Annotated in this window: 20 protein-coding genes; 7 read left to right on the top strand and 13 right to left on the bottom strand. The window is 60.9% G+C overall.

Features of this window, described 5'->3' with window-relative positions:
* Positions 1–124: 124 nt before the first annotated feature.
* The gene (locus tag FJD34_RS28360; RefSeq protein ID WP_082445499.1) at positions 125–322 is read left to right on the top strand and encodes a PA3496 family putative envelope integrity protein; all 198 of its coding nucleotides are present in this window, start codon (positions 125–127) and stop codon (positions 320–322) included.
* Here the strand turns inward: FJD34_RS28360 and FJD34_RS16040 are convergent.
* Entirely contained in the window at positions 252–1,226 is a 975-nt protein-coding gene (locus tag FJD34_RS16040; RefSeq protein ID WP_032856693.1) for a LysR family transcriptional regulator, read from the bottom strand. The genes FJD34_RS28360 and FJD34_RS16040 overlap by 71 nt on opposite strands.
* A gap of 195 nt (positions 1,227–1,421) precedes the next feature.
* On the opposite strand from FJD34_RS16040, the gene FJD34_RS16035 reads away from it, so the two are divergent.
* Both FJD34_RS16035 and oadA read left to right on the top strand, forming a co-directional pair.
* Positions 1,422–2,837 carry an acetyl-CoA carboxylase biotin carboxylase subunit gene (locus tag FJD34_RS16035; protein ID WP_032856695.1) on the top strand — a complete coding sequence of 472 codons (1,416 nt, stop codon included), beginning with the start codon at positions 1,422–1,424 and terminating at the stop codon, positions 2,835–2,837.
* A gap of 11 nt (positions 2,838–2,848) precedes the next feature.
* On the top strand, positions 2,849–4,657 hold the full coding sequence (gene oadA / locus FJD34_RS16030; RefSeq protein ID WP_032856696.1) for a sodium-extruding oxaloacetate decarboxylase subunit alpha: 1,809 nt from the start codon (positions 2,849–2,851) through the stop codon (positions 4,655–4,657).
* A gap of 70 nt (positions 4,658–4,727) precedes the next feature.
* On the opposite strand, the gene FJD34_RS16025 is transcribed toward oadA, so the two are convergent.
* Positions 4,728–6,008: an autotransporter outer membrane beta-barrel domain-containing protein gene (locus FJD34_RS16025; RefSeq protein WP_090292495.1), complete on the bottom strand. Its 1,281-nt coding sequence runs from the start codon at positions 6,006–6,008 to the stop codon at positions 4,728–4,730.
* Between the two features lie 323 nt (positions 6,009–6,331).
* On the opposite strand from FJD34_RS16025, the gene FJD34_RS16020 reads away from it, so the two are divergent.
* Together FJD34_RS16020 and FJD34_RS16015 are read left to right on the top strand one after the other, a co-directional pair.
* Entirely contained in the window at positions 6,332–7,666 is a 1,335-nt protein-coding gene (locus FJD34_RS16020; RefSeq protein ID WP_032856699.1) for a HipA domain-containing protein, read from the top strand.
* Positions 7,663–7,941 carry a helix-turn-helix domain-containing protein gene (locus FJD34_RS16015; RefSeq protein ID WP_032856701.1) on the top strand — a complete coding sequence of 93 codons (279 nt, stop codon included), beginning with the start codon at positions 7,663–7,665 and terminating at the stop codon, positions 7,939–7,941. Before FJD34_RS16020 ends, FJD34_RS16015 begins: the two co-directional genes overlap by 4 nt.
* A gap of 3 nt (positions 7,942–7,944) precedes the next feature.
* Here the strand turns inward: FJD34_RS16015 and FJD34_RS16010 are convergent, their stop codons facing one another.
* Entirely contained in the window at positions 7,945–8,760 is an 816-nt protein-coding gene (locus FJD34_RS16010) for an amino acid ABC transporter permease (RefSeq protein WP_065942305.1), read from the bottom strand.
* Complete coding sequence (locus FJD34_RS16005) at positions 8,757–9,578, bottom strand: ABC transporter substrate-binding protein (protein WP_032856704.1); 822 nt, start codon at positions 9,576–9,578, stop codon at positions 8,757–8,759. Before FJD34_RS16005 ends, FJD34_RS16010 begins: the two co-directional genes overlap by 4 nt.
* Positions 9,579–9,691: 113 nt before the next feature.
* Here FJD34_RS16005 and FJD34_RS16000 point away from each other — a divergent pair, with 113 nt between their 5' ends.
* A complete protein-coding gene (locus FJD34_RS16000) occupies positions 9,692–10,591 on the top strand; it encodes a homocysteine S-methyltransferase family protein (protein WP_032856706.1) in 900 nt (299 codons plus the stop codon).
* A gap of 3 nt (positions 10,592–10,594) precedes the next feature.
* Here the strand turns inward: FJD34_RS16000 and FJD34_RS15995 are convergent, their stop codons facing one another.
* The 3 genes from FJD34_RS15995 to FJD34_RS15985 are packed head-to-tail and all read right to left on the bottom strand — an operon-like array spanning position 10,595 to position 12,364.
* The gene (locus tag FJD34_RS15995; protein ID WP_090292493.1) at positions 10,595–11,275 is read right to left on the bottom strand and encodes a GNAT family N-acetyltransferase; all 681 of its coding nucleotides are present in this window, start codon (positions 11,273–11,275) and stop codon (positions 10,595–10,597) included.
* A gap of 10 nt (positions 11,276–11,285) precedes the next feature.
* Positions 11,286–11,732: a GNAT family N-acetyltransferase gene (locus FJD34_RS15990; protein ID WP_090292491.1), complete on the bottom strand. Its 447-nt coding sequence runs from the start codon at positions 11,730–11,732 to the stop codon at positions 11,286–11,288.
* The gene (locus FJD34_RS15985; RefSeq protein ID WP_032856710.1) at positions 11,729–12,364 is read right to left on the bottom strand and encodes an FMN-binding negative transcriptional regulator; all 636 of its coding nucleotides are present in this window, start codon (positions 12,362–12,364) and stop codon (positions 11,729–11,731) included. Before FJD34_RS15985 ends, FJD34_RS15990 begins: the two co-directional genes overlap by 4 nt.
* A gap of 103 nt (positions 12,365–12,467) precedes the next feature.
* Here FJD34_RS15985 and pdxR point away from each other — a divergent pair, with 103 nt between their 5' ends.
* Positions 12,468–14,021 (top strand): MocR-like pyridoxine biosynthesis transcription factor PdxR, encoded by a 1,554-nt coding sequence (gene pdxR / locus FJD34_RS15980; RefSeq protein ID WP_090292489.1) that lies wholly within the window; start codon positions 12,468–12,470, stop codon positions 14,019–14,021.
* A 3-nt stretch (positions 14,022–14,024) separates the two neighbouring features.
* On the opposite strand, the gene FJD34_RS15975 is transcribed toward pdxR, so the two are convergent.
* The 6 genes from FJD34_RS15975 to FJD34_RS15950 all read right to left on the bottom strand — a co-directional run bounded on the left by FJD34_RS15975 (position 14,025) and on the right by FJD34_RS15950 (position 24,585).
* Entirely contained in the window at positions 14,025–18,638 is a 4,614-nt protein-coding gene (locus tag FJD34_RS15975) for a dermonecrotic toxin domain-containing protein (RefSeq protein ID WP_032856714.1), read from the bottom strand.
* Between the two features lie 116 nt (positions 18,639–18,754).
* Positions 18,755–19,846, bottom strand: a complete 1,092-nt coding sequence (locus FJD34_RS15970) for a polyamine ABC transporter substrate-binding protein (protein ID WP_032856715.1) — start codon at positions 19,844–19,846, stop codon at positions 18,755–18,757.
* Entirely contained in the window at positions 19,843–20,877 is a 1,035-nt protein-coding gene (locus FJD34_RS15965) for a histone deacetylase family protein (RefSeq protein ID WP_090292488.1), read from the bottom strand. The genes FJD34_RS15970 and FJD34_RS15965 overlap by 4 nt, the downstream gene beginning before the upstream one ends.
* Before the next feature lie 165 nt (positions 20,878–21,042).
* Entirely contained in the window at positions 21,043–22,035 is a 993-nt protein-coding gene (locus tag FJD34_RS15960) for an AraC family transcriptional regulator (RefSeq protein ID WP_032856718.1), read from the bottom strand.
* A 50-nt stretch (positions 22,036–22,085) separates the two neighbouring features.
* A complete protein-coding gene (locus FJD34_RS15955) occupies positions 22,086–23,063 on the bottom strand; it encodes an asparaginase (RefSeq protein ID WP_090292486.1) in 978 nt (325 codons plus the stop codon).
* Between the two features lie 76 nt (positions 23,064–23,139).
* Positions 23,140–24,585, bottom strand: a complete 1,446-nt coding sequence (locus tag FJD34_RS15950) for an alanine/glycine:cation symporter family protein (RefSeq protein ID WP_032856722.1) — start codon at positions 24,583–24,585, stop codon at positions 23,140–23,142.
* Positions 24,586–24,614: the final 29 nt, after the last annotated feature.

The raw sequence follows: 24,614 nt of genomic DNA, 5'->3' as shown, positions 1-24,614 counted from the left end.
CCATTCCCACATTTGGATCTTCAGCGGATTCAGGAAGATTCATCGTCCTGTAACCCCCGCGCCGCCAAACCGTCATCCCCCGCGCCCATCCTGTACTCCCCGTACTCGCATTGGGAGACTCGAAATGGCCCGGCACTACGAAGACAGCACCAGCACCGTCAAGACCCGTCGTCAGCAGGAAGACCAGCGCCGCATGGCGTTCCGGCGTGCAATTGAAGACCGTTGCGACCAGCGCCAATTACAGCAAAGCATCAGTGATTATCCGGAGCTGCACTGGCAGGCCCCCGCGGCCGCCCAGCGAAGCGTTCAGCCAACGCGCTGATCTGCACCCGCTCGTTGCGGATAAAGCCCAGGAACGCATGGGCCACCGGTGACAGGCGCTTGGCCTTGGCTTGCACCAGGCACCAACTGCGGTACAGCGGCAGCTCTTCCACCGGCAGCTCCTTGAGCCCGCCGGTGGCCAGCTCCAGGTTCAGGGCGTGGCGTGTCAAAAGCGCCACGCCCAACCCCGCCACGACGCACTCGCGCTGTGCCTCGGCCGAGGCCACTTCCACCGTCTGGGTGAAGTGCACGCGCTTTTCCTTGAAATATTCCTCGCAGGCCAGTCGCGTCCCGGAACCCGGCTCGCGCAGCAGCAGGGTGTAAGGCTCCAGGTCTTGCAGGCGCAACGGGCCTTGCAGGCTCAGCGGATGGTCTGGCGGCGCCACCGCCACGATCGGGTTGTTGAGAAACGGCAGGAACTCCAGGCCCATGTCCTGGGGCACCATGGACATGATCACCAGGTCGTCACGGTTGTCCGACAGCCGGCGGATCACCTGGGCGCGGTTGACCACCGTGAGGTGCAGTTGCACCTCCGGGTGCTGGCGCTTGAAGGCGGCGAACAAGTGCGGCACGAAGTATTTGGCGCTGGATTCCACCGCCAGTTTCAGTTGGCCCTGTAGCGAGCCCTGCATGTCCGAGAGCTGCATATCGAGGTTTTCCAGGCGCCCGAAGATGTCCCGGCTGGCGCGTTGCAGGGCTTCGGCGGCTTCGGTCATGTAGAGCTTTTTGCCTACGTAGTCGAACAGCGGCTGGCCGATCAGCTCTTCGAGCTGGCGGATTTGCAGGCTGACCGCCGGTTGGGTCAGAGACATTTCCTCGGCTGCACGGCTGTAGGAACGCAAATCGCAGACTTCATTGAAGATCTGCAACTGGCGTAATGTCATACGCATCAATGACTTACGCATAATTCAAAAGGTCTCGCCGGGGTCTGTCCGATCAACTATAAGTCTTTACTTATACACAACCCAATAATTATTGATTTTTGTTAATCCCTAAGTGCGCATAGTGTGTCTCTCGCGACTGGCTGGAAACATTTGGTCACGCGCCGACCTGGTCTAGCAGGTCGAAGAACGCAGCAATCGGCTCAAGGGAATTTCCAAGTGATAACAAAGATCCTGATCGCCAACCGTGGTGAGATTGCCGTCCGCATCGTGCGGGCCTGTGCCGAAATGGGTATCCGTTCGGTGGCGGTCTTTTCCGACGCTGACCGTCATGCCTTGCACGTCAAGCGCGCCGACGAGGCCCACAGCATTGGTGCCGAGCCCCTGGCCGGTTACCTGAACCCGCGCAAGCTGGTGAACCTGGCGGTGGAAACCGGCTGCGACGCGTTGCACCCCGGCTACGGCTTCCTGTCGGAAAACGCCGAACTGGCCGATATCTGTGCCGAACGCGGAATCAAATTCATTGGTCCATCGGCCGAAGTGATTCGCCGCATGGGCGACAAGACTGAAGCGCGCCGCAGCATGATCAAGGCTGGCGTACCGGTCACCCCAGGCACCGAAGGCAACGTCGCCGACATCGCCGAAGCCCTCACCGAAGGCGACCGTATTGGTTACCCGGTGATGCTCAAGGCCACCTCCGGTGGTGGCGGTCGCGGTATCCGTCGTTGCAACAGCCGCGAAGAACTCGAACAAGCCTTCCCCCGCGTAATCTCCGAGGCCACCAAGGCCTTCGGTTCGGCGGAAGTGTTCCTGGAAAAATGTATCGTCAACCCCAAGCACATCGAGGCGCAGATCCTCGGTGACAGCTTTGGCAACGTGGTGCACCTGTTCGAGCGCGACTGCTCGATCCAGCGCCGTAACCAGAAGCTCATCGAAATTGCCCCAAGCCCGCAACTGACCCCCGAGCAGCGCGCCTACATCGGCGACCTGTCGGTGCGCGCGGCCAAGGCCGTGGGCTACGAGAACGCCGGCACCGTGGAGTTCCTGCTCGCCGAGGGCGAGGTGTACTTCATGGAGATGAACACCCGGGTGCAGGTGGAACACACCATCACCGAAGAAATCACCGGGATCGACATCGTCCGTGAGCAGATCCGTATCGCCTCGGGCCTGCCGCTGTCGGTGAAACAGGAAGACATCCAGCACCGTGGCTTTGCGTTGCAGTTCCGCATCAACGCCGAAGACCCGAAGAACAACTTCCTGCCCAGCTTTGGCAAGATCACCCGCTACTACGCGCCTGGCGGCCCCGGCGTGCGTACCGATACGGCGATCTACACCGGCTACACCATCCCGCCGTTCTACGACTCCATGTGCCTGAAACTGGTGGTGTGGGCGTTGACCTGGGAAGAAGCCATGGATCGCGGCCTGCGTGCCCTGGACGACATGCGCCTGCAAGGCGTGAAGACCACCGCCGCCTACTACCAGGAAATCCTGCGCAACCCGGAATTTCGCAGCGGCCAGTTCAACACCAGTTTTGTGGAAAGCCACCCTGAGCTGACCAACTACTCGATCAAGCGCAAACCCGAAGAGCTGGCCCTGGCCATCGCCGCCGCCATCGCCGCCCACGCAGGCCTGTGAGGAATATAACAATGAGCAAGAAGATCTTCGTTACCGACACCATCCTGCGCGACGCCCACCAGTCGTTGCTGGCGACCCGGATGCGCACTGATGACATGCTGCCGATCTGCGACAAGCTCGACAAAGTCGGCTACTGGTCCCTGGAAGTCTGGGGCGGTGCGACCTTCGACGCCTGTGTGCGCTTCTTGAAAGAAGACCCGTGGGAGCGCCTGCGCAAACTGCGCGCTGCGTTGCCTAACACGCGTCTGCAAATGCTCCTGCGTGGGCAGAACCTGCTGGGCTACCGCCACTACAGCGACGATGTGGTCAAAGCCTTCGTCGCCAAGGCCGCCGTGAATGGCATCGACGTGTTCCGCATCTTCGACGCCATGAACGACGTGCGTAACCTGCGCGTGGCCATCGAAGCGGTGAAAGCGGCGGGCAAACACGCCCAGGGCACTATCGCCTACACCACCAGCCCGGTGCACACCATCGAGGCATTCGTGGCCCAGGCCAAGCAAATGGAAGCCATGGGTTGCGACTCGGTGGCGATCAAGGACATGGCCGGCCTGCTGACCCCGTACGCCACCGGCGAACTGGTCAAGGCGCTGAAGGCCGAGCAGAGCCTGCCGATCTTTATCCACTCCCACGACACCGCTGGCTTGGCTGCAATGTGCCAACTCAAGGCCATCGAAAACGGCGCCGACCATATCGACACCGCCATCTCCAGCTTCGCCTGGGGCACCAGCCACCCAGGCACCGAGTCGATGGTCGCGGCCCTCAAAGGCAGCGAATTCGACACCGGCCTGGACCTGGAACTGTTGCAGGAAATCGGCCTGTACTTCTATGCCGTGCGCAAGAAGTACCACCAGTTCGAAAGCGAATTCACCGCCGTCGACACCCGTGTGCAAGTCAACCAGGTACCGGGCGGGATGATTTCCAACCTGGCCAACCAGTTGAAAGAGCAGGGCGCCCTCAACCGCATGAGTGAAGTGCTGGCTGAAATCCCGCGGGTGCGTGAAGACCTGGGCTTCCCGCCGCTGGTGACCCCGACCTCGCAGATCGTCGGTACCCAGGCGTTTTTCAACGTGCTGGCCGGCGAGCGCTACAAGACCATCACCAACGAAGTGAAGCTCTACCTGCAAGGCGGCTACGGCAAGGCGCCGGGCACGGTGGACGAGAAACTGCGGCGCCAGGCCATCGGCAGCGAAGACGTGATCGACGTGCGCCCGGCCGACCTGCTCAAGCCGGAAATGACCAAACTGCGCGGCGAAATCGGCGCGTTGGCCAAGTCCGAAGAAGACGTGCTGACCTACGCCATGTTCCCCGATATCGGGCGCAAGTTCCTCGAAGAGCGTGAAGCCGGCACCTTGTCCCCTGAAGTGCTGTTGCCAATCCCCGAAGCGGGCGGCGTGGCGCGTGCTGGTGGCGAAGGTGTGCCGACCGAGTTCGTCATCGACGTGCACGGCGAAAGCTACCGCGTCGACATCACCGGTGTCGGCGTCAAGGCTGAAGGCAAGCGTCACTTCTACCTGTCCATCGACGGCATGCCGGAAGAGGTGGTGTTCGAACCGCTCAACGAGTTCGTCGGCGGCGGCACCAGCAAACGCAAGCAGGCCAGCGCGCCTGGGCATGTGAGCACCGCGATGCCGGGCAATATCGTCGATGTGTTGGTCAAGGAAGGCGACGTGGTCAAGGCCGGCCAGGCCGTGCTGATCACCGAAGCGATGAAGATGGAGACCGAAGTGCAGGCGGCCATCGCCGGCAAGGTCACCGCTGTTCATGTGGCCAAGGGCGACCGGGTCAACCCTGGCGAGATCCTGATTGAGATCGAAGGCTGATCGACAGCCTTCGACACTACCGCTTAATCCTCGGGGGGGCATGTGCCCCCCTTTTTTTTCGCCTGGATTATTAGAAGCTCAGCGTCCATTGGCCGAGGACACTCTGGTTACTGCTACGCGTGCCGAATTCGCTGCTGTAGGTCAGGCCGATGCTCTGGCTGGCGGAGACTCCCACATCCAGCCCAGCCTTCAGCGCAAGACTGTCGCGGTCCAGCGAGGAGCCGTCGATGACGAAGTCACTGTTGAACACGGCCTTGTTCACCCACGCCGAAGACTGGCGCACGCGACTGGTGACATCCCCGTAAAGGTGTTTCCAGTGGGTGCTCAGGTGTGGCTTGAGGGTCATCTGGTTGTCCAGTGTGTAGAGGCTGGCCAGGCGCACACCCAAGGTGCTGCTGAGGTTGTCCTGGGTCTGCGCGCCGACGTTCAGGGCTGTCATGCCGCCCTTTTCCTTGAAACTCTTACGCTGGTAACGCTGATAGCCCAGGCCGATAAAAGGTTCTGTATTGAACGTGCCGCTGTCCAACCGATAGCCCAACTCGGTGAAGGCATTCTGGCTTTGGGCCTTGTATTGGCCGTTGACGCGTTCGCGGTAGTCAATGAAGTCGAAGTCGATGCTGCGCTTGTTCTGACCACTGTGGTTGCTATGGATCGCCCCCAGGCGCAGCGCGAGTGGCCCATCCTGGCGCACGGCATACGCGCCCAGGTGCCAGCTGTCGAGGTCGGCCTTGAAGCGTTTGGCGCTCAGGTCACTGTCCGATTTACCGACCATTGCGCCCACCCGCCATGCGGGGTCCACCGCCCAGTCGGCGCCCAGCATCAAACCTTGAGTGCTTTGCTTCACACCAGCGCTGCCGCGTTGGCCGTCGAGCCTGCCGGTGTTACCCAGGCCCTGGACCCAGAGCCGGCCAGGGCCGGAGCGAGTGGTGGAGTCATTCAACTCGCGCATGGCCGAGAGCAGGCCGTTGCTGATCTGGTTCATGTTGTTTTGTGTGGCACTGCCCAGGTTAGCGTTCTGGCTGCCGGCCAGTTGCTCCAGCACCGCACCGATTCTTCCAGGGGCCAGGTTGCCCATGTAACGGGCGTCATCTGCAATCAGGTACTGCTCGCCCAGGCTCAGGTTGCCGGACTCCAGCAAGGCGTCCACCGCACGGTCCAGCACCTGGGCCACGCTCCGACCGTTGTCGGTGGTGGCGTAATCGACGAAATAAAACGGCGTGGCCGGTTCGGGGGCGGCGGGCTGATGATCGCTGGGCGGTTCCATATCCCCGCGTGCTGAGGCTATTTGAATGCTGAAGGCGCTCAGCGCGAAGGCAATGACAAGGGCAAGTCGCTTGGATGTGCAGGGCATACGGTCCCAACCTCTGGTATGTGAGGCGGGGAATTTAGCGAGGCTGCGGGAGGATAACTGTCAGGGGGCGTGTTCGAGGCAGGCGGGAGATGTCTTTAGTCCGGGGCGAATCAAGGCGTGGGTGTTGTGGTCTGAAAAGACGCTGCCGCCCTGCGACAAGGGCAGACGAGGTGGTTGATGGATTTGCATTTTATTGCGCTTTATAGGGTACTGATCTGCTCTGGATGCATTTTAATGCGTTAAATCAGCACGTCTTTCGATTTGAATGCACTATATTGCATATTAGGTACCGGCTAACCTCTTGAGGATGCATTAAATTGCAAATGGAACCGATCCACTCACTCATGCTGCAAATTTATACTGAGGGTCATTGGCACGATGCCATGCGGCTGGAGTTCTCCGAGCCGCAAAAAGGCTTTGAGGGGCCCTGTCGGTTTCACTATCGCCAGGATTATCTCGTCGAAAACCTTGATGACATTCAACAGGCGTTTTCCAACGCCGTGAGTGGCCGTTTCCCTCTGGAGTGGGATGTTACTTTCCTCAAGACAGCTCCCGCGTTCTTACACGACATTGCGCCGGCAGGTGCGGCGAAGCGTTTTCTGATGAGGCGAGTCGGCGAGAGCAAGCCGGACAATGTCAGCGTGGACCTGTTTTTACTCGGCCGCTGCACGCCGGCGCCCATTGGCAACTTGCGTATCAAGGAATCCGTTGAGGCATTGGGTGCCCGCTTGCCCATCGGCTTTGCCCGGCAGGATGTGATTAGCCGCGATAACGGTTTTCTGGAATATGCCTACGAGCAAGGCGCCGCCATTGGCGGAGCGACCGGAGCGGGAGGAGAGGCGCCGAAGCTATTGATGGCGCAGAGTCGCGAAGGCCTGCTGTATCCGGATGCGATTCTTGAAGACGCCGATGTTGCCCAGCATTGGTTTATCAAATTTGCCCGCAATGGTGCGACCCTCAACGATCAAGCGATCCTCAGGAGCGAATTTCACTACTACAAGGCGCTCCAGGCATTAGGCATCGAAACCGTCGCCGCCCAGGGGTTGGCATTGGAGGAGGCGTCCAAGCCCAGCCTGTGGATGCATCGGTTTGATCGTAATGTGACGGCGACGGGTGTCGAGCGGCTGGCGGTCGAGTCGATTTATTCATTGGCGGGTGTGATCACACCTGGCAGCTACATGGATCATCTGGAAGTTGTGCAGATGCTGGCCGATCAATGGATAAAGGTTGGCCAGGCAGATGAAGTCGCGGACCTGATTGCCGACTATTTGCGGCGGGACTTGCTCAACAAAATCCTCGGCAACTCGGATAACCATGGGCGTAACACCTCGATTATTCGCGAACGTGCCTCTGTGCGCCTGGCGCCGATTTACGACTTGGCCCCGATGGTCATGGATGCCGAGGGTATTACCCGCACCACCAAGTGGCCCAAGGCCCTGGAAGTGGCCGGTGAAATCAACTGGCGCGGCGTATGCACCGCGCTGGCCGGTTTTGTCGATCCGCAGCAAGCCTTTGAACGACTGCGAGCAGATGCCGAGCACTTGCGGGCGTTGCCGGACCTCCTGGTGGCAAGCGGTTTGCCAGCCGTCACCCTGAATCACCCGGCCATCGCGCTCGGCAAGCTGGACCAACGATTGAAGCAATGGGGGCTCGGATGACCATCAGCATGGATACACGCGCCTTGTTGATTGAGAGCGTGGAACAGGGCCTGGCCCAGGGCACCCTGCAGATCGGCGAAGCCGTGCGCCGGCTGCGGGTTGAAGTCACGGGCCTGCACCAGAGCCAATTCGCCAGGATGTGCAAGATTTCCGTGCGCACCCTGGTGCATATCGAGCATGGCGAGGGCAATCAGACGCTCAAGTCGTTGAACGCGGTGTTCCGGCCGTTCGGTTTGCAGATGGGCGTGGTCAAGGTGCGACGTCAGACGGGCTGAACATCAGCCGCGTCGTACATACCCCTTGCCGTAATGGCGCTCCATCCGCGCCTGGATCAGCTCCAGCCCGATGGACAGCATCCAGTAGATAATCGCTGCGGTGGTCAGCATTTCGATATAGCGATAGCTCGACCGGCCATAGGATTGTGCGAGGAACATCACTTCCCAGACGCCCATCACCGAAATCAGCGAAGAATCCTTGAGCATCGAGATGAACTGGTTGGTGGTCGGCGGAATAATCGTGCGCATGGCCTGCGGCAGGGTCACGTGCCAGAAGATCGCGCTGTCGCGCATGCCCAGGGCCAGGGCGGCTTCCCGTTGGCCGTGGGGTACGCCGAGAATGCCGGCGCGAAAAATCTCGCTCAGATAAGCGCCATAGTTCAGCGACAAGGCGATGATCCCGGCGGCGATGGCGCCCGGCACCAGGCCCAGTTGCGGCAAGCCCAGATAGATCAGCAGGATCTGGATCAGCAGCGGGGTGCCGCGAAAGAACGACGCGTAGAAACTGGCAATGCCAAAGGCCACGGCACTTTTCGACAAGCGCCCCAGCGCGGTGACAAAGCCCAGCACCGACGACGCCACAATCGAACACAGGCATAGAAATAGCGTCAGCGCTGCGCCTTGCAGGAAGCCATTGGGCGCTAGGTGCAGGCCCAGCAGATTGGGCAGTTTGTCGAGGATGATCGAGAACTTCAGGTCAAAGCTCAGGAAAAAACTCGCGAACAGCACAAACAATGCCGCCCAGGTCAGGTACAGGCGGGTGCGGAAACCGAACAGCCGCTGCACGCGCGATTCGGGAGGTGTAGGGAACGCGCTCATTGGCTGATATCGGCGCCGATCCACTTCTGCGACAGCTTGCTCAAGGTGCCGTCCTGTTTCAGTTGGGCGAAGACTTCACGCACTTTGTTGTCCCATTGCGGGTCGCCTTTCTCGATGGCCACCGAATTGGGCTCCGAGTACAGTGCCTCGCCGGCGAGCTTGAAACGTTTGTCTTCGCTCAGGCGCGGTTGGGCGGTTACCAGGTTGGTGAGGATCGCATCCAGACGCACACCAGCGCCCAGGCCGAGGTCCTGGAAGGCCACGTTATCGGTGTCGTAGGGCGCGATCTGCACATTCTCGAACGGGTACTGCAAGTGCGTGTCTTCGGCCCCTTCGATCACCAGATTCTTGTTCAGGTAGCTTTCATAGCTTGAAGCGCTGGTGAGCCCGACCTTCTTGCCGCTCAGGTCCTTGGCGCCGTGGATCCGCTCATCCTTGGCATTGACCACAATCACCGCCGGCGAGGCGTAGTACTGCACCGGGAAATCAAACACCTCGGCGCGGGCCTTGCTCGGGGTCATGGAGCAGATGCAAATGTCGTAACGCCCGCTCCAGCGGCCGGCGGCGATCACATCCCATGAAGGGGTTTCCAGGCGCAGCTTCACGCCCAGCTTCTGCGCCACCGCCTTGGCCACATCCACATCGAAGCCGTCGAGTTGGTTTTGCTCATTGAGGAACGAGAACGGTGGGTAGCTTTCCATCAGCACGCCGACCAACTCCTTTTTCTGCTCGATACGGTCCAGGGTGGCACCGCCGAAGGCTTGGGTCGAGGCAGCCAAAATTGTCAGGCCCAGGGCCAATAGCGGTTTGATGTTCAAGGAGGGCACCTGACTAAAAAAGAGGTTGTGATAAGGCGAATTGAGCGTATTAAATAGTTATAAGAACGACTCTCATAGTGAGTTATTTTCATAAGCTTATGAGTAAAAAGCATATGGGCGCAGCAACTACAGTAATTTTGGACGGCGGCATGGGCCGCGAACTGCAGCGCCGTGGCGCGCCCTTCAGGCAACCGGAATGGTCGGCGCTGGCATTGAGCGAAGCACCGCAGGCGGTGGAGGCGGTACACGCGGCTTATATCCAGAGCGGTGCCAATGTGATCACCAGTAACAGCTATGCGGTTGTGCCTTTTCATATTGGTGAAGCGCGGTTTGCCGCTGAAGGGCAGGCCCTGGCGGCGTTGGCTGGCGAACTGGCACGGCGGGCGGTGAATGCATCGGGTAAGGCGGTGCGGGTGGCGGGCTCGTTGCCGCCGCTGTTCGGTTCCTATCGGCCCGACCTGTTTGAGGCGGCGAGGGCAAGCGAATTGCTAGCACCACTGGTGGCAGGCCTGTCCCCCCATGTGGACCTGTGGCTGGCAGAAACCCAGAGTTCAATTGCCGAAGCACGCGCCATCCACGCGGGGCTGCCAGAGGACGGCAAGCCGTTCTGGCTGTCGTTTACCCTCAAGGATGAAGACACCGACGCAACACCGCGCCTGCGCTCCGGCGAACCGGTGGCGGACGCGGCCGAAGCGGCGGCACAGTTGGGTGTGCAGGTGTTGTTGTTCAATTGCAGCCAGCCCGAGGTGATCGGTGCGGCGATTGATGCCGCCCACCAGGCATTTGCCCGCCTGGGGGTGACGATTCAGATCGGCGCCTACGCCAACGCCTTCCCACCGCAACCCAAGGAGGCCACAGCCAACGACGGCCTCGACCCGCTGCGCGAGGACCTTGACCCGCCCGGCTACCTGCACTGGGCCACCGATTGGCAAGCGCGCGGCGCCAGCCATCTGGGCGGTTGCTGCGGGATTGGGCCGGAGCATATTGCGGTGCTGGCGCAAAAACTGGGTTAAGGCTTAAAGCGCCTGGCGGCGACACTCCGCCAGGCCCTTCAACTGGCCCGAACCCGCCTGGTTACCCTCAGACAACCACGCCTCAAACCCCGCGCCCACCGTCGGCCACTCCCCATCCAGAATCGAATACCACGCGGTATCGCGGTTCTGCCCCTTGACCACCATGTGCTGGCGGAATACCCCTTCAAAACTGAAGCCCAGGCGCTCGGCTGCGTACTTGGAGCGGGCATTGGCGTTGTTGCACTTCCATTCCAGGCGTCGGTAGCCCAGTTCAAAGGAATGCCTGGCCAGCAGATACACCGCCTCGGTGCTTTTTGGCGAGCGCTGCATCGGCGCGCCGAAGGTGACGTGGCCGATTTCGATGCGACCCTGGGCCGGGACGATCGACATCAGGCTGAGGATGCCCTGCACGTCGCCGCTGGCACGGTCGATCACACTGAAAAAGTACGGGTCGCTGTTAAGCGCGTGATTGTTCAGCCAGGCGTCGAAGGCCGCGCGCTCGGGAAACGGGCCATAGGGCAAGTAGTCCCACAGCTTGGGGTCGGCGCCGGGCCCTTCGAGGGCTTGCCACAAACCATCGCCGTGGCGGGCCGGGTCGAGTTTTTCCAGGCGGATAAAGCGTCCTTCGATCAGCTCTGCGCTGGGCGCCGGGGCGCCTTTCCAGTCGGCCGGTGATATCGACATGCGGTGCTCCTTAAAGGCCTTTGCGAAACTGGATAAAACCAGGGCGCTCGGCGATACGTTCGTAGAGGATAATGGCGGTCGCGTTGCTTTCATGGGTCAACCAGTGGACCTTGCAGCAACCGTCAGCCTTGGCGGTGGTGTAGACGAATTCGATCAGCTTGCGCCCAACCCCGGTACCGCGCTGGGCGGGGTCCACCAGCAAGTCCTGCAGGTAGCAGGCGTTCTCGATGCTCCAGTTGGAGCGATGGTAGATGAAGTTGACCATGCCCACTGCCTTGCCGTCGTGCCAGGCCAGGGCCGAATGGGTTGGTTCGTTGGGGTCGATCAGACGTTGCCAGGTGCTGGTGCTGACCGCGTCCGGCAGTTCGGTGTTGTAGAAGCGCAGGTAAGCCTGCCACAGCGGCAACCATGCGGCGTGGTCGGCATGGGTGACCTGGCGGATTTCAATCGGGTTCATACGGGCTCCTTGGGCATGAATCGGGCGAGGGTCTGGTCGCGCACATCGAGGCTGGCAGCCAGGCCTTCACGCACGCCGGCAATATCCGCCGCGCTGCGGTTCTGGCTGAGTTTGCGTTTGCCGATCAAGCGCTCGATCGGCAGGGCGAATCCGACGATGGCCTTGAGCATGCCGTCAATATAGTCGGCCGGGGCATCGCTGACTTTCCATGGCTGGGCGCGACCGGTTTCGTGGCGCTCGGTGAGGGCGCCGACGACACCCAGCAGGCGCTCGGCATCGGTGAACACCTCGGCCTGGCCGTAAGCGTGTACGGCGATGTAGTTCCAGGTCGGCACGACTTTGCCGTGCTCGGCCTTGGCCGGATAAAACGCCGGGCTGACGTAGGCCTCGGCACCAGCAAAAATCACCAGGGCCGCGCTGGCGTTTTGCAGGTCCTGCCACTGCGGGTTGGCCTTGGCCAAGTGTCCGTAGAGGGTGCCGTTGGGGCCTTCATCAGGATTGAGCAGCAACGGCAGGTGGCTGGCCTGCAGGCCCTGCTCGCCAAAGGTCACCAACTGCGCCAGGCGGGTGTGCTGGATCAGTTGCTGCAGCTCGGGCAGATCGTCGAGGGCAAAGGCACGGGGTGTGTACATGGAAATTTTCCTTGGCGAATGCCTGCATCCTAGGCAGGCTAATGGTTCGTTGTAAGAGCCATCTTTGGCCTATTTCATAGGTCCAATTTACGGAGTGTCTGTCATGCCCCCGTTAGAGCCGCCGCTGTCGTTCAACCCGGCCGGGATTGACCTGGATCGCCGCCAGGGCCTGACGCGCCAGTTATACGAGGCGCTGCGTCTGCGGGTTCTGGATGGGCGGCTGGTCAGCGGCACGCGACTACCGGCCAGCCGCGATCTGGCGGCGGCTTTGGCGATTTCCCGTAACAGCGTGGTGCGGGCCTACGATCAGCTGTATGCCGAAGGCTTTATCGAAGGACGGGTGGGTGATGGAACCTACGTGGCACAACTGCCTACCAGCAAGACGGCGGCCAAAAAACTATCCACAAAAGTGTCCACAGGCTTATCAACAGGCTTATCCCCAGCCTTATCCACAAAACGTGAAGATTTAGCTGGAAATTTGTCCAGTAAAGTTATCCACAGCCCGGCCCTGGAGCGCCTGCAAAACAACCATTTACCATCGCCACCCAGTGGTCCGCCTCGGGCTTTCAGGGTGGGTGTGCCGGCCTTTGATTTATTTCCGTTCGACGTCTGGGCCAAGCTCAATGCGGCTTTCTGGCGCAAGCCGGACTTACAGCAACTGTGCTATGGCGACCCGGCGGGGGACGAACGCCTACGCGGGCTGATCGCGGCCTACCTGCGCAGTTCCAGAGGCATGCAGTGCACCGCTGAGCAAATAGTGATCACCAGTGGCGCGCAACAGGGAATAAGCCTTTGTGCACAGCTGCTGGTGGAGCCCGGAGATGCCGTAGCGATCGAAAATCCCGGCTACCGGGCGGCAGGGCATGCGTTCGCGATTGCCGGTGCCAAACTCCATGGCGTAGCGGTAGACGCCGAAGGCATCGATTGCACGGCATTGAACGCACTCAACGACTGCCGTCTGGCCTATGTCACGCCGTCCCACCAGTACCCGACTGGGGTGGTGATGAGCCTGGTGCGACGCCTGGAATTACTGGCCTGGGCCGAGCGCACGGGCGGCTGGATCATCGAGGACGATTACGACGGCGAGTACCGTTACAGCGGCGCGCCCCTGGCACCGCTGGCGGCCCTGGATCGCAGCGGTCGGGTGCTCTACGTGGGCACATTCGGCAAGGTGGCGTTCCCGGCGTTGCGCCTGGGTTATCTGGTCCTGCCACAGGCAATGGTGGACGCCTTCACCCGGCGCCGCGCCGTGGATGTGCGGCATTCGGAGGTCAGCACTCAGGCGGTGATGGCCGAGTTCATGGTAGCGGGGCATTTCCAGCGGCATATCCGTCGGATGCGTCGTGCCGCCTTGAGTCGACGCAATGCCTTGCTGGCCGGTTGGCCTGCCAATGTGCCAGGTATGGGCAGCCTGCCCGGTGTCGCAGCAGGGTTGCACCTCACAGTGCGGGTGGAAAGCCTGGCTCGGGAAGCGCAATTGCTGGCCCAGGCCCGGGCGATGGATGTCGAAATCAACGGTTTGAGCAGCTACTGGTTGCCCGATTCCATCCCGATACCAGACTCGCGCGCCGGCCTGGTATTGGGGTTTGCCGCCGTGCCCGAAGAGGCCATCGCCCAGGCCCTGGCAAGGTTGCGCAAGGCCTGGCAGGTCGGATGATAATCAGCTCTGGAAGAATAGGGAGCGGGCCAACTGCGGACTGATTTCACTGCGATAGATTGCGATCTGGTCGCGGACACTCAAGCCTGTGCGGTGGATGGCGCCTCCAAGTTTCTGTTGGTTGCGGGTCTTGAGGTGGCCGGCGATGTAGTGTTCGAGCTCTGCTTGCGGCGACTCATAGTGAAAGTGCGCGTACCAAAGCACCGCGTGAGTTTGATGATCACGCACCTCGTATTCGTCGAGGTAGTTTTTCCCGGGGCCCTTGAGCCGTCGGCGGGTGAGCACTTTGGCGATTTTCACCAGCCCTTGGCTATGCAGCCATTCCACCCGTGCTGCCGTCGGCGGTTGCTGTTTGGTCATTTCGATGCGGGTGCTTGTTCCCAGCTCGTAGAGCCGCGTAGCCGCGTTGTTGAGTTTGCGGTTGAGGGTGGCGGCGGGAGGGCGGTCGCTTTCGGTGAGGTTGAGTTGAGTCAGAGCTTCTTCGATAGTGCTCGCCGCGCGTTCCAGGCGTGCAGCGTACTGATGAAACATTTCTTCGATTTCCACCGGGATGCGTCCGGCTTTCTTCGAGTGGCTCAAGGTTCGCAAGGTGGCGGCGGGCTCTTCGTCCAACAGGCTCTGCCCGGTATTGATACTCCGACTCAGGTCGATGGCCTGGGGTACAAGGGAAGCTGAGGAGGGGCTCTCCCGCTCGACCCAGACCCCTGGGCTTTTTTCGTGAAAGGTCGCGATGACCTTGCCCGTCACGGGTGCCTTGACGTCCACCAGGCTACGTTCGGCTTCACGGGGCTCGCCCACCACGACCCCGTTGAAGCGCGTCTTGATGACTTTGCGTTTGGGCGCCGGCGGTGTTTTTGATGGGCCGGGTTTGGGCTCCTGGGCTTTTCTTTCCTTGAGCAGCCCCACCAGTTCCTGAACCGCCTGCTGGTTGAATTGTTCGACTTGTTGGCGGAGGTTTTCCAGCGGCTCTCGTTGCACCTGCTCCGGGTATTCGGTGTGTAGGTCCAGCAGGCGCTGGTCGACAATTGCAAATTGGTCGAGCAGGCTGTTCAACACTTCAATGCGCTCGTTCAGGTCACTGACGCTGGCTTCTACCAGTGTCTCGATCCACGTTTGTACGTTGAGATCGGCGATATCGATGATGTCATTGAGTTGGGCGTGGGCGTTGGTGAAGGCCTCCCCACTGCCTTCGCCAATACACAGGTAGCGGCTGAGGGTGAGTTGCAGCGCCTTGAGGTCGTAAAGCTTGAATTCGGGCAAGGCTTTCATGGTGGTCTGGATGACTTTTGCACCCTCTATGCCTAGGCCCTCCAACTCGCGAAAGCGCGAAAGCGCGTACTCCATGCGGTTGATCATATCCAGGTTCAACTTAGCCATTGTCTGGGCGATTTCGCTGCGCTGTTTTAAGTTCTGGCCGGTAACGGCTTCTATGTCTCCCACCGCTACCAACAACTTTTCGCGAAAGACAGGGAGACGTTCTGAGATAGCAGAGCGTGTCAGCAGCAGTTGTTTGTTCAAGTAATCGATCATGCTGCTCTGGTAGTTGGGCACCGAGTCGAGGATGTTCAGCGATCGCAGTTGACGAATGGGCACGTCATATTCGGCCAGGCGGCTGTCCACCTTGTCGAGGAATGTCTGGCGCTGGCGGTCGGCGGACGGCCCGGGAGTCGGGTCTATCGCCGCGTGCGCCGCTGATACTTCGGCCTGACCGCGTTTTTCTTCGGCGTCGAATTTGTTGAGTTTCTCCCTGAGGTCGTTGATCCGGGAGGGTGTCTTGCCTCGGGCAGATTGCCGGCGGTTCCGGAAGCCGGCGCCACGCAGGCGCAGGCGGGTATCGACAAACCATTGACCGGCCAGGTTACTCACCAGTAAAGGGCCGTTGTGGGAGGGGCGTTTTGGGTCGACGATCACGACACTGTCGTTTTCATCCACCGTGACCTCGAACCAGCGGACTCCGACGGGTGCATACCATTTATCGGCAAGCGAATAGAGATGCAGGTGAGCCCCTGCTTCTTTGATCGGCTCCCCCAGCCCTTCGGGTTTGGCAATGTTGAAGCGCTCCAGTGTTGTTCCCAGGTTTGCGGGTGCGCGATTGAGCGGGCCGCTGGTATACAGGGGCCCTTGATGGTGAGCGGGTAGATCGGCATCGGGCAGGTTGGGTTGTTGCGTCACGGGGACTTTGCGGGCCGGTAGCGGTACGATTTCAGGATCCGTCACGGGGGTGGATTCAGGTACCGGCGGTTGCTCCTTGATCGTCTTTCGCCCCGGCGGATGTCGCAGGGCGACGTGCAGCACCAGGGCCATGCCCAGGTTGAGCAGCAGGTCGACCTGCGCCGCCCAGGAAGCTTTCCCGTCGGGCCCTGGCTCGGTTTGGGCGGATGCTTGCAGGTCGTCCATGATTTGCCAGATCCAGACGGCGATCCCGGCTGTACGCCCCATGAATGGCAAGGCTGCGCTGAAAATCATCCAGCCGGCTTGCCGGTAGCTTGCCCAGCGTTTCTTCACGTTGGATACCGATTGCCGAGTGGCCAGTTCAACCATCGCATTGGCGTTGTCCTTGAACAGCGTCGCCAGGGTGTCGTTGCCTACCACTTCATCGCTCAAGGCAATGGGACCGCTCATTTGCATCACCACCTGGGGCTCCACCAGCCCGCGCACGACGGTCCACGGTGAGGGCAGTGCGGTGGGGAAGACGTATTGCTCGTAGTTAAAGCGCACGTTTTCGGGTAACCAGGCCAGCACCGAGTCGCGCAAGGTGCGGTGATGCTTGATGGCATAGAGCAGGTTTTGCCGTGACGGGTACTGAACCAGCACCGGCTCCAGCAGTGGACGATACAGTAGGCACGGGCCTTGGGTGTGGTCGCGGGGACCGATCACGAACATATTGGCCACCACATCCTGTGTCTGGCCGGGGCGCAAGGTGGGGACAAACGCCAGGCGTCGGATGACGATTGCTTGCCCATCGACCTGCCGTTCATGCGCTTGCGCGTGCATGACAGCGGCGATATAGCGGTAACCACGATCATCGAGGCCATGCAGGCGTTGAATTTTCCACTGCAGTGCCAGCAGCGGCAGTTGCACCTGCAAGTGTGAGGTGTAGAGGGTTTGTCGGCTCTTTGACTCAATAGGGTCGTCAAGCAAGGTGCGCTTGATGAGGTTCGGATAGTGTTCGCCCAGGTCGAGGGTTTCGATCAGGTCCTTGAGGTAGCTGTACGTCAACCATGTGGGGCCATTGCCACCGTTGTAGCGCACGCTGGCCGTGCCGGTGGGTAGCCCGGTGAGATTATCCAGGGCCAGGTCGATCAGGTTGCACCGGGTGATGTCACTGGTGCCTGGTAGCACAAAGGTACCCCAGAGCACCGGGCTCTCGATACTGATCTCGATTTTGTCCAGGTTCAGGCTCGCGTCATTTCTGTGGGTCTGCATCTGGTTTTGCAGCTGCTGCCGGGCGTAGTCGCGGATCGGTGGGATACCGTCCTGGAAAGACTGCCCATGATTGTGCGTATGCAGTTCGGCCAGCTCGATCACGCACCGGCTGTAGGTCGATACATCCAGGTCCGAGGCACGAGCGAGCCAGTTGGGGAGCTGTTGATGGATCTGGCGGATATTCGACAGCGAGTCATCGCTCAAGTCTTCAATCACCGGCAGGATGCGGGCTACCGCCTGGCCGGTGACGACCGTTGCGGGAGGTGCTTCGAGGCTGGACGAGCCAACTACGCCGATTTCTTGCAGTTGCAGGGCGATCAGATTGCACGCCAGGCTATCGAAGAAATCACCGGTAGGTTCGTACAGTCGCCATTGCACACTCACGTCGGGTTGATATTGAGTAAGGCTCGCCGGCAACGCTTCGCCGAGTTTATCCAGCGACTCGAATTTCTCGTAACCGCTGATCAGCGAGTACGCCAGAATTCGCTGGCGCTGCTCGTGTACACCGATCAGCACGGCCATATCCGATAGGCCAATGTGAACGTCATTGTTGTTGTGATGCCCATCCATGTCGATCAGGTAAGCGTGTGTCTGGTACGTATCGGAGGCCTTGCGCTTGTCCAGCTCCGGAGCGTGGAACAACGTCCTGGCCATGGCGCAATCGTGCTCATCCCAACCTTCCTGGGTGGTGACATTCCACACCTTGCGCAGGGAATGGGAGAGCGTCTGCCAGCGCGGGCCTGACAGGCCATTGGAGGCATTCCAGTAATCGAGCTGCTGCTCCTGGAAGGCGGTGAATATCAGGGCCGATAGCTCATTGATCAACCGTGCGATGGCATCGATCTTCACCGGTAGGTGCACGGCAGGCTGGGCCTCTGGCTCCAGGGTGAGGAAATGCTCACCGTCGATATAGATCACCATGCTCGGCGACATGGCCTGGTTGGCCAGGATCGAGGTCAGTGATTGCGCGGAGGCGGGCGCCGACTGAATGACATCGCCGACGATGCGCCAGTGTGGCGTGATAACCATGGCCAGGTCCGGGTCGATAGTGAGTGTCGGGTATTGCTCAATGAGGGAGGAACGCAACAGGTTGGCGGCGACATCCCGAATGGACGGACCAACGCTCAATTGCGTCAACAGTTCATAGTTACTGGGAGGGTGGTTGTTGGTGAGGGATGAGTCGTTGGGCATCTGCAGCTCCTTGGCCAGTGTCAGGCTTTAAGAGCGCCAAGGTAGTTTCCGGGAGGGAGGGAAAGACGGTAGATAAATAATCATGGCCGGGGCGTGCTCTCCCCGGCCATGAGTGATTATGTCCCGGACTTGATCTTGGTCCAGGCGCGGGTCCTGGCACGTTCGGCATCGCGGGCCAGGGGTTTCAAGGTGTAGAGCGTGGCCATCGCTGCTTCGCTGGGGTACAGGTTGGGGTTGTTGCGGATCGCTGGATCCACCTGTTCGGTGGCGTCCTTGTTGGGGTTGGGATAACCGACAAAATCGCTGATGGGGGCGATGACCTGGGGTTGCAGCAGGTAGTTGATAAAGGTGTAGGCGTCTTGCGGGTTTTTGGCGCCCTTGGGTATCGCAAGCATGTCGAACCAGATCGGCGCGCCTTCCTTGGGCAGGCGCATATCGACCGTCACCCCGTTCTTGGCTTCTTTGGCACGGTTGGCAGCCTGGGAGAAGCTGCCGGAATAGCCGACGGCCACGCAGATATCACCGTTGGCGATGTCAGCCATGTATTTGGAGGAGTGAAAATAGGTGATGTACGGCCGGATCTTGAGCAGCAGGGCCTCGGCTTTTTCATAGTCCTTGGGGTTGCTGCTGTTGGGGTCCAGGCCCAGGTGTTGCAAGGCCAGGGGCAGGATTTCCGACGGCGAATCGAGAAGGGCGACGCCGCACTGCTTGAGCTTGCTGATGTTCTCTTCCTTGAAGATCAGGTCCCAGCTGTCTACGGGGGCGCTGTCTCCCAGCGCGGCCTTGACCTTGGCCGGGTTGAAGCCGATCAAAATGGTGCCGTACATGTACGGCACGGCGAATTTATTGCCGGGGTCGTTGGCCTCGATCAACTTCATCAGCTTGGGGTCGAGGTGGTTCCAGTTCGGCAGTTGGCTGCGGTCCAGGGGTTGGAACACACCGGCTTCGATCTGTTTGGCCAGGAACACATTGGACGGCACCACCACGTCATAGCCGGAGTTGCCAGTCAGCAACTTGGCTTCCAGGGCTTCGTTGGTGTCGAAGATGTCGTAGATCAGCTTGATCGCCGGGTTCCGGGCCTTGAAGTCGTCCAGCGCCTTGGGGGTGATGTAGTCGAACCAGTTATAGACCCGCAGGGTGTTTTCTTGTGCATGGGCGGTGGTGCTCAGCACGGCGGCGCAGAGCACAAGCGACTTGAGCATGTTCATTGGGCTGCTCCCTCGAAACCTTCGAGAACGTTGACGGCATTGATGCCGATTTCTTCCACCGCGTAACCGCCCTCCATCACAAACAGCGTGGGCCTGCCCAAGCGCGCGATACGTGCGCCCATGGCCAGGTAGTCCGGGCTGTCGAGTTTGAACTGCGAGATAGGGTCGTCCTTGAACGTGTCCACGCCCAGGGACACCACGATGATCTCGGCGCCGTAACGTTCAATCTCCGTGCAGGCCTCTTCAAGTGCTGCACTCCAGGATTCCCAGCCGGAACCAGCCGGCAGCGGGTAGTTGAAGTTGAAGCCTTCACCGGCCCCATCACCCAATTCGTCGGCATAGCCCAGGAAAAACGGAAACTCCGCTTCCGGGTGGCCGTGGATCGAGGTGAACAGCACATCGCTGCGCTCATAGAAAATCGATTGGGTACCGTTACCGTGGTGGTAATCCACGTCCAGGATCGCGACCTTTTTATGGCCTTGGTCAAGGAAGGCCTGGGCGGCAATAGCAGCGTTGTTGAGGTAGCAATAACCGCCCATCAAGTCACTGGCGGCGTGGTGCCCCGGTGGGCGGCAGAGTGCGAAGGCACTGTGGGCGCCCTGCTGGATGGCTGCCTGGGCTGTGAGAGCGACCTGCGCCGCGCTGTACGCTGCTTGCCACGTGCCGGCGGTGATCGGCGCGCCGCCGTCGAAGCTGTAATAGCCCAATTGGCCATGCAGGCTGGTGGGCAGTACACGCCGCAAGGTGCGTGCGGGCCAGGTGTAGGGCAACAGGTCGCCGTCTTGGCCGAACTCGGTCCAGCGCGCCCAAGCCCCCTTGAAGAAGTCCAGGTAGGCACGGCTGTGGATACGCTGCAGCGGTGCCAGGCCGAAATCCTGGGGCGCCTGCACCGGGCCCAGTTCGCGGTCCTTGACCCGTTGCAGCACGTGGTCGGCGCGCGAGGGCATTTCAAAGCAGGGCATCAATTGCCCGTCCATCAGTTCGCAACGGCCGTGGTGCAGGTGGTGATCGTCTGAGTAGATCGTCAGCATTTGTTGTTCTCCGCAGGCTGTATCGGTGAATGCAGTCTTGCGGCGAGCGCGATTTAAGAGAACGGCAGGAGCGGCCAAAAGGGGATTAATACGGCCAAATTATCTGTCCGAAATTCGCCCCATGTGGGAGCGGGCTTGCTCGCGAAGGCATCACCGCGGTGCGGGTCAGGGGCGAAATTGACTAGGCGCCACACCGCTCCAGCGCACAAATGCGTGCCGAAAACTTGCGGTCTCGCTGAACCCCAGGGCCTCGGCAATCCGATAGATCGGCCACTGGTCTTGCGACAACAGTTGCTTGGCCTGCTCGAAGCGCAGCTCGTCCAGCAACTCCTGGTAACTGCAGCCCAGGTCATGCAGGTGCCGGCGCAGGGTGCGCGGCGAACAGTTCATCTGCTGGGCCAGGCCATCCAGCCCGGGTGCGGCGTGCAGTTGTGCAGCGAGCAACTGGCGGACCCGTCCCAGCCAGGCCTCGCGCCCGGTGAATTCGGTGTTCTGTTTGCGGCAGCGCTCAGCCATGGCCCGGTGGGTCACGGTATCGGCCAGAGGCAAAGGTTGGGCAAGCCAGCGTTGGTCAAAGGCGAACGCATTGGCAGTGGCCTGGAACTGCAACGGGCAGTCGAAGCACTCGGCGTAGCGTGCCTGATAATCCGGCGCATCATGCTCAAAGCGCGCGCCCAGCAGAGGCAGCGGGTGGCCGAGCAGGTCGTCGCAGATAACCTTCAACGACCCCAGGCACAGCTCCACATTGAAGGCAGTTAGCGCCGGGTTTTCTCGGTAATCGCTGGCGGTGAACCAGATACGTTCGCCGTCCTCCTCCAGGCTCAGCTCAAACAGTGTTCCCAACAGCGCCGGATAACGCAGGGCCAGGCGCAAAGCGTCACCGAAAGTGGCACTGGTGAGCAGGGCATAGCCGAGCATGCCGTAGGCCGATACGTGCATTCGCTGTCCCACGATCAGTCCGATATCGCGCTGCAAGGCCACGGCATTGGCGCACACCTGCATCTCCTGGTGCGTGGCGATGCGCGTGTCGGCGCGGCTCAAGTCCGCCGCACAGATGCCACTGCCGGCCAGCAGCGCTTCGGCGGGCCAGCCTTCGGCCTTGAAGGTGCTGAGCACCAGGGAAACGGCATTGAGGGTAGTGAGGTGGGAGTGCAACATGGGAACTTCCAGCCAGGGGATGGCTGGAAGTGGAGCAAGTTATATGCCGCTCAGCTCAGTTCGCCGCACAGGTCCAGTTCCACCAGGCGGCGGACTTCGTGGGTTACAAGGCCGGCGCCGAGCAGGGCCTGTAATTTGCCGAACACCGCTTCGCGGGTCATGCCGCCTCCAGACAGAACGCCCACACCGCGCAAACGGCTGCCCGCTTCGTACACATCCAGTTCCACGCCGCCTTCATGGCATTGGGTAATTGCCACCACCACTACGTTGTGCTCCTGCGCACGCTGGAGGCTGGCGAGAAACGCCGGGTTATCGCTCGGCCCGGTACCGCTGCCGAAGCACTCCAGGACCAGCGCCTGGATACCGCTGTCGACCAGTGCATCCAGTTGCCCAGCGGTGATGCCCGGCACCAGCGGCAGCACACCGACATTGGCCAGGGCCTTGGGTTGGCGGTAATCCAGGCCGGCGGGAATTGCCTGGGCCTTGGCCACGCCGCCGTTGCGCTGCAGTGCGGCAAACGGATGGCGACCAAAGCTGCGGACCTTCGCGCAGCGGGTCGGTGCCATCAGCGCGCCGTGGAAATACAGCTGCACACCCGGTGCCAGGCCTTCGCCCAACGCGGCCAGGGCGCCGCTGACGTTTTCCCAGGCATCGCTGTCGGGCACGCCGGCCGGCAGCATAGACCCGGTAAACACCACGGGCGCCGGCAGGCCCAGCAGTTGGAAACACATGGCCGCCGCGCTGTAGGCCAGGGTGTCAGTGCCGTGCAGGATCAGTACGGCATCGGCGCCGTTGTCCACAGCCTCGACCACGGCGCTGCGCAGTTGCTGCCAGTAAGCGGGGGTCATGTTGGCGCTGTCGATCAGCGGCGCCATCTCCCGGAAGCGCCACGCGGGCACTTGCATGTTGGCAAGCTGCTCGCGCATGCGCGCCTCGAAACCCGATGCAGGCGCCAGGCCGTTGGCGCTGGCTTGCATGCCGATGGTGCCACCGGTGTAGAGCACCATGACGTTGTTGGATGGGGACATGAATTTTCTCCTGAACGAAAAACGCCGCCGGGCCCAGAGCATGCCCAAGGCCAGGCGGCGTGTCATCTATCTACGCTCAGCGTTGCACTTGAGCGTTCAGTTCAACCGATGGGGCTGCGTCCGGTTGCACCGGGTTGGCCGGCCAGGCCTTGCGGTCCAGGTCCAGGTCGGGGAACTGGCTGGAGTCGAACACCGGGGTCTTGATCCCGGCGGCGCGCTGGTCGTCGTAGTCCTTGAGCAGGCGCATGGCGATCTTGAACAGGAACGCCAGGGCGAACAGGTTGACGAACGCCAGCATGGTCATGGTGATGTCGGCGAAGGCGAACACGGTGCCCAGGTTCTCGATCGAGCCCCAGAAGATCAGCACCAGCACCAGCGCACGGTAACCGATCAGCACCTTGCGGTTGTTACCCACCAAAAAGCGCAGGTTGCTCTCGCCCAGGTAGTAGTTGTACATGATCGAGGTGAACACGAACAAAGCCAGGGCCACCGAGATGAACATCCGGCCCCAGTCACCCACCACCGCAGCCAGGGAGTTCTGGGTCAGGGCAATGCCGTCGCCTTCAAAACCTGGGGTGTAGAACCCCGAGAGCAGGATCAGCAGCGCGGTGCAGGTGCAAATGATGAAGGTGTCGAGGAACACGCTGAACGCTTGCACCACACCCTGGGCGACCGGGTGCTCGACCGAGGCCACGGCGGCCACGTTGGGCGCACTGCCCAGGCCGGCTTCGTTGGCGAACACGCCGCGTTTCACGCCCATGATGATCGCGCTGCCCACCAGGCCGCCGAAGGCTTGGTCCAGGCCAAAGGCGCTCTTGACGATGGTCATCAACATGCCCGGCACCTGGTCGAATTGCAGCACGATCACGTAGACCGTCACGGCGATGTAGACCAGGGTCTTGACCGGCACCAGCAGGTCGGCGATCGAGGCAATGCGCTTGATCCCGCCGATGAACACCAGGCCCAGCAATACCGCCAGGGCCAGGCCGGTGTAGGTGGTGTCGAAGCCAAAAGCATTGTTCAGCGAGTGGGTCACGGCATGGGCTTGCAGGCCGTTGAAGGCAAAGCCGAAGGTCACCAGCAGCAGGAATGCCATGACCATGCCCAGCCAGCGTTTTTGCAGGCCGTGCTGGATGTAATAGGCCGGGCCGCCACGGTAGGTGCCTTCAGCGTCGGTGCGCTTGTAGAGCTGGCCGAGGGAGCACTCGATAAAGCTCGAAGACATGCCCACCAGTGCGGTGACCCACATCCAGAACACGGCACCCGGCCCGCCCAGGGTCACGGCAATGCCGACGCCGGCGATGTTACCGGCGCCCACCCGCCCGGCCAGGCTGAGCATCAGCGCCTGGAACGAACTGAGTTGGCCGGCGCTGCTTTTCAGGCTGTCGCGAAACACCGCGAACATATGAAAGAAGTGACGAAACTGAACGAAACGCGAGCGGATCGTGAAGTAGCCACCGAGCCCGACAATGAGCACGATCAGCACTTTTCCTGAGAGGAAGTCGTTGATGACTTCTAGCATGGAGTATTCCTCGCTGTTTTTTGTAAAGG

It is taken from the genome of Pseudomonas brenneri (assembly GCF_007858285.1).
GTDB classification, from domain to species: domain Bacteria; phylum Pseudomonadota; class Gammaproteobacteria; order Pseudomonadales; family Pseudomonadaceae; genus Aquipseudomonas; species Aquipseudomonas brenneri.
The sequence above is the reverse complement of the archived record's forward strand: the minus strand, read 5'-3'. Positions and strand labels throughout refer to the sequence as shown.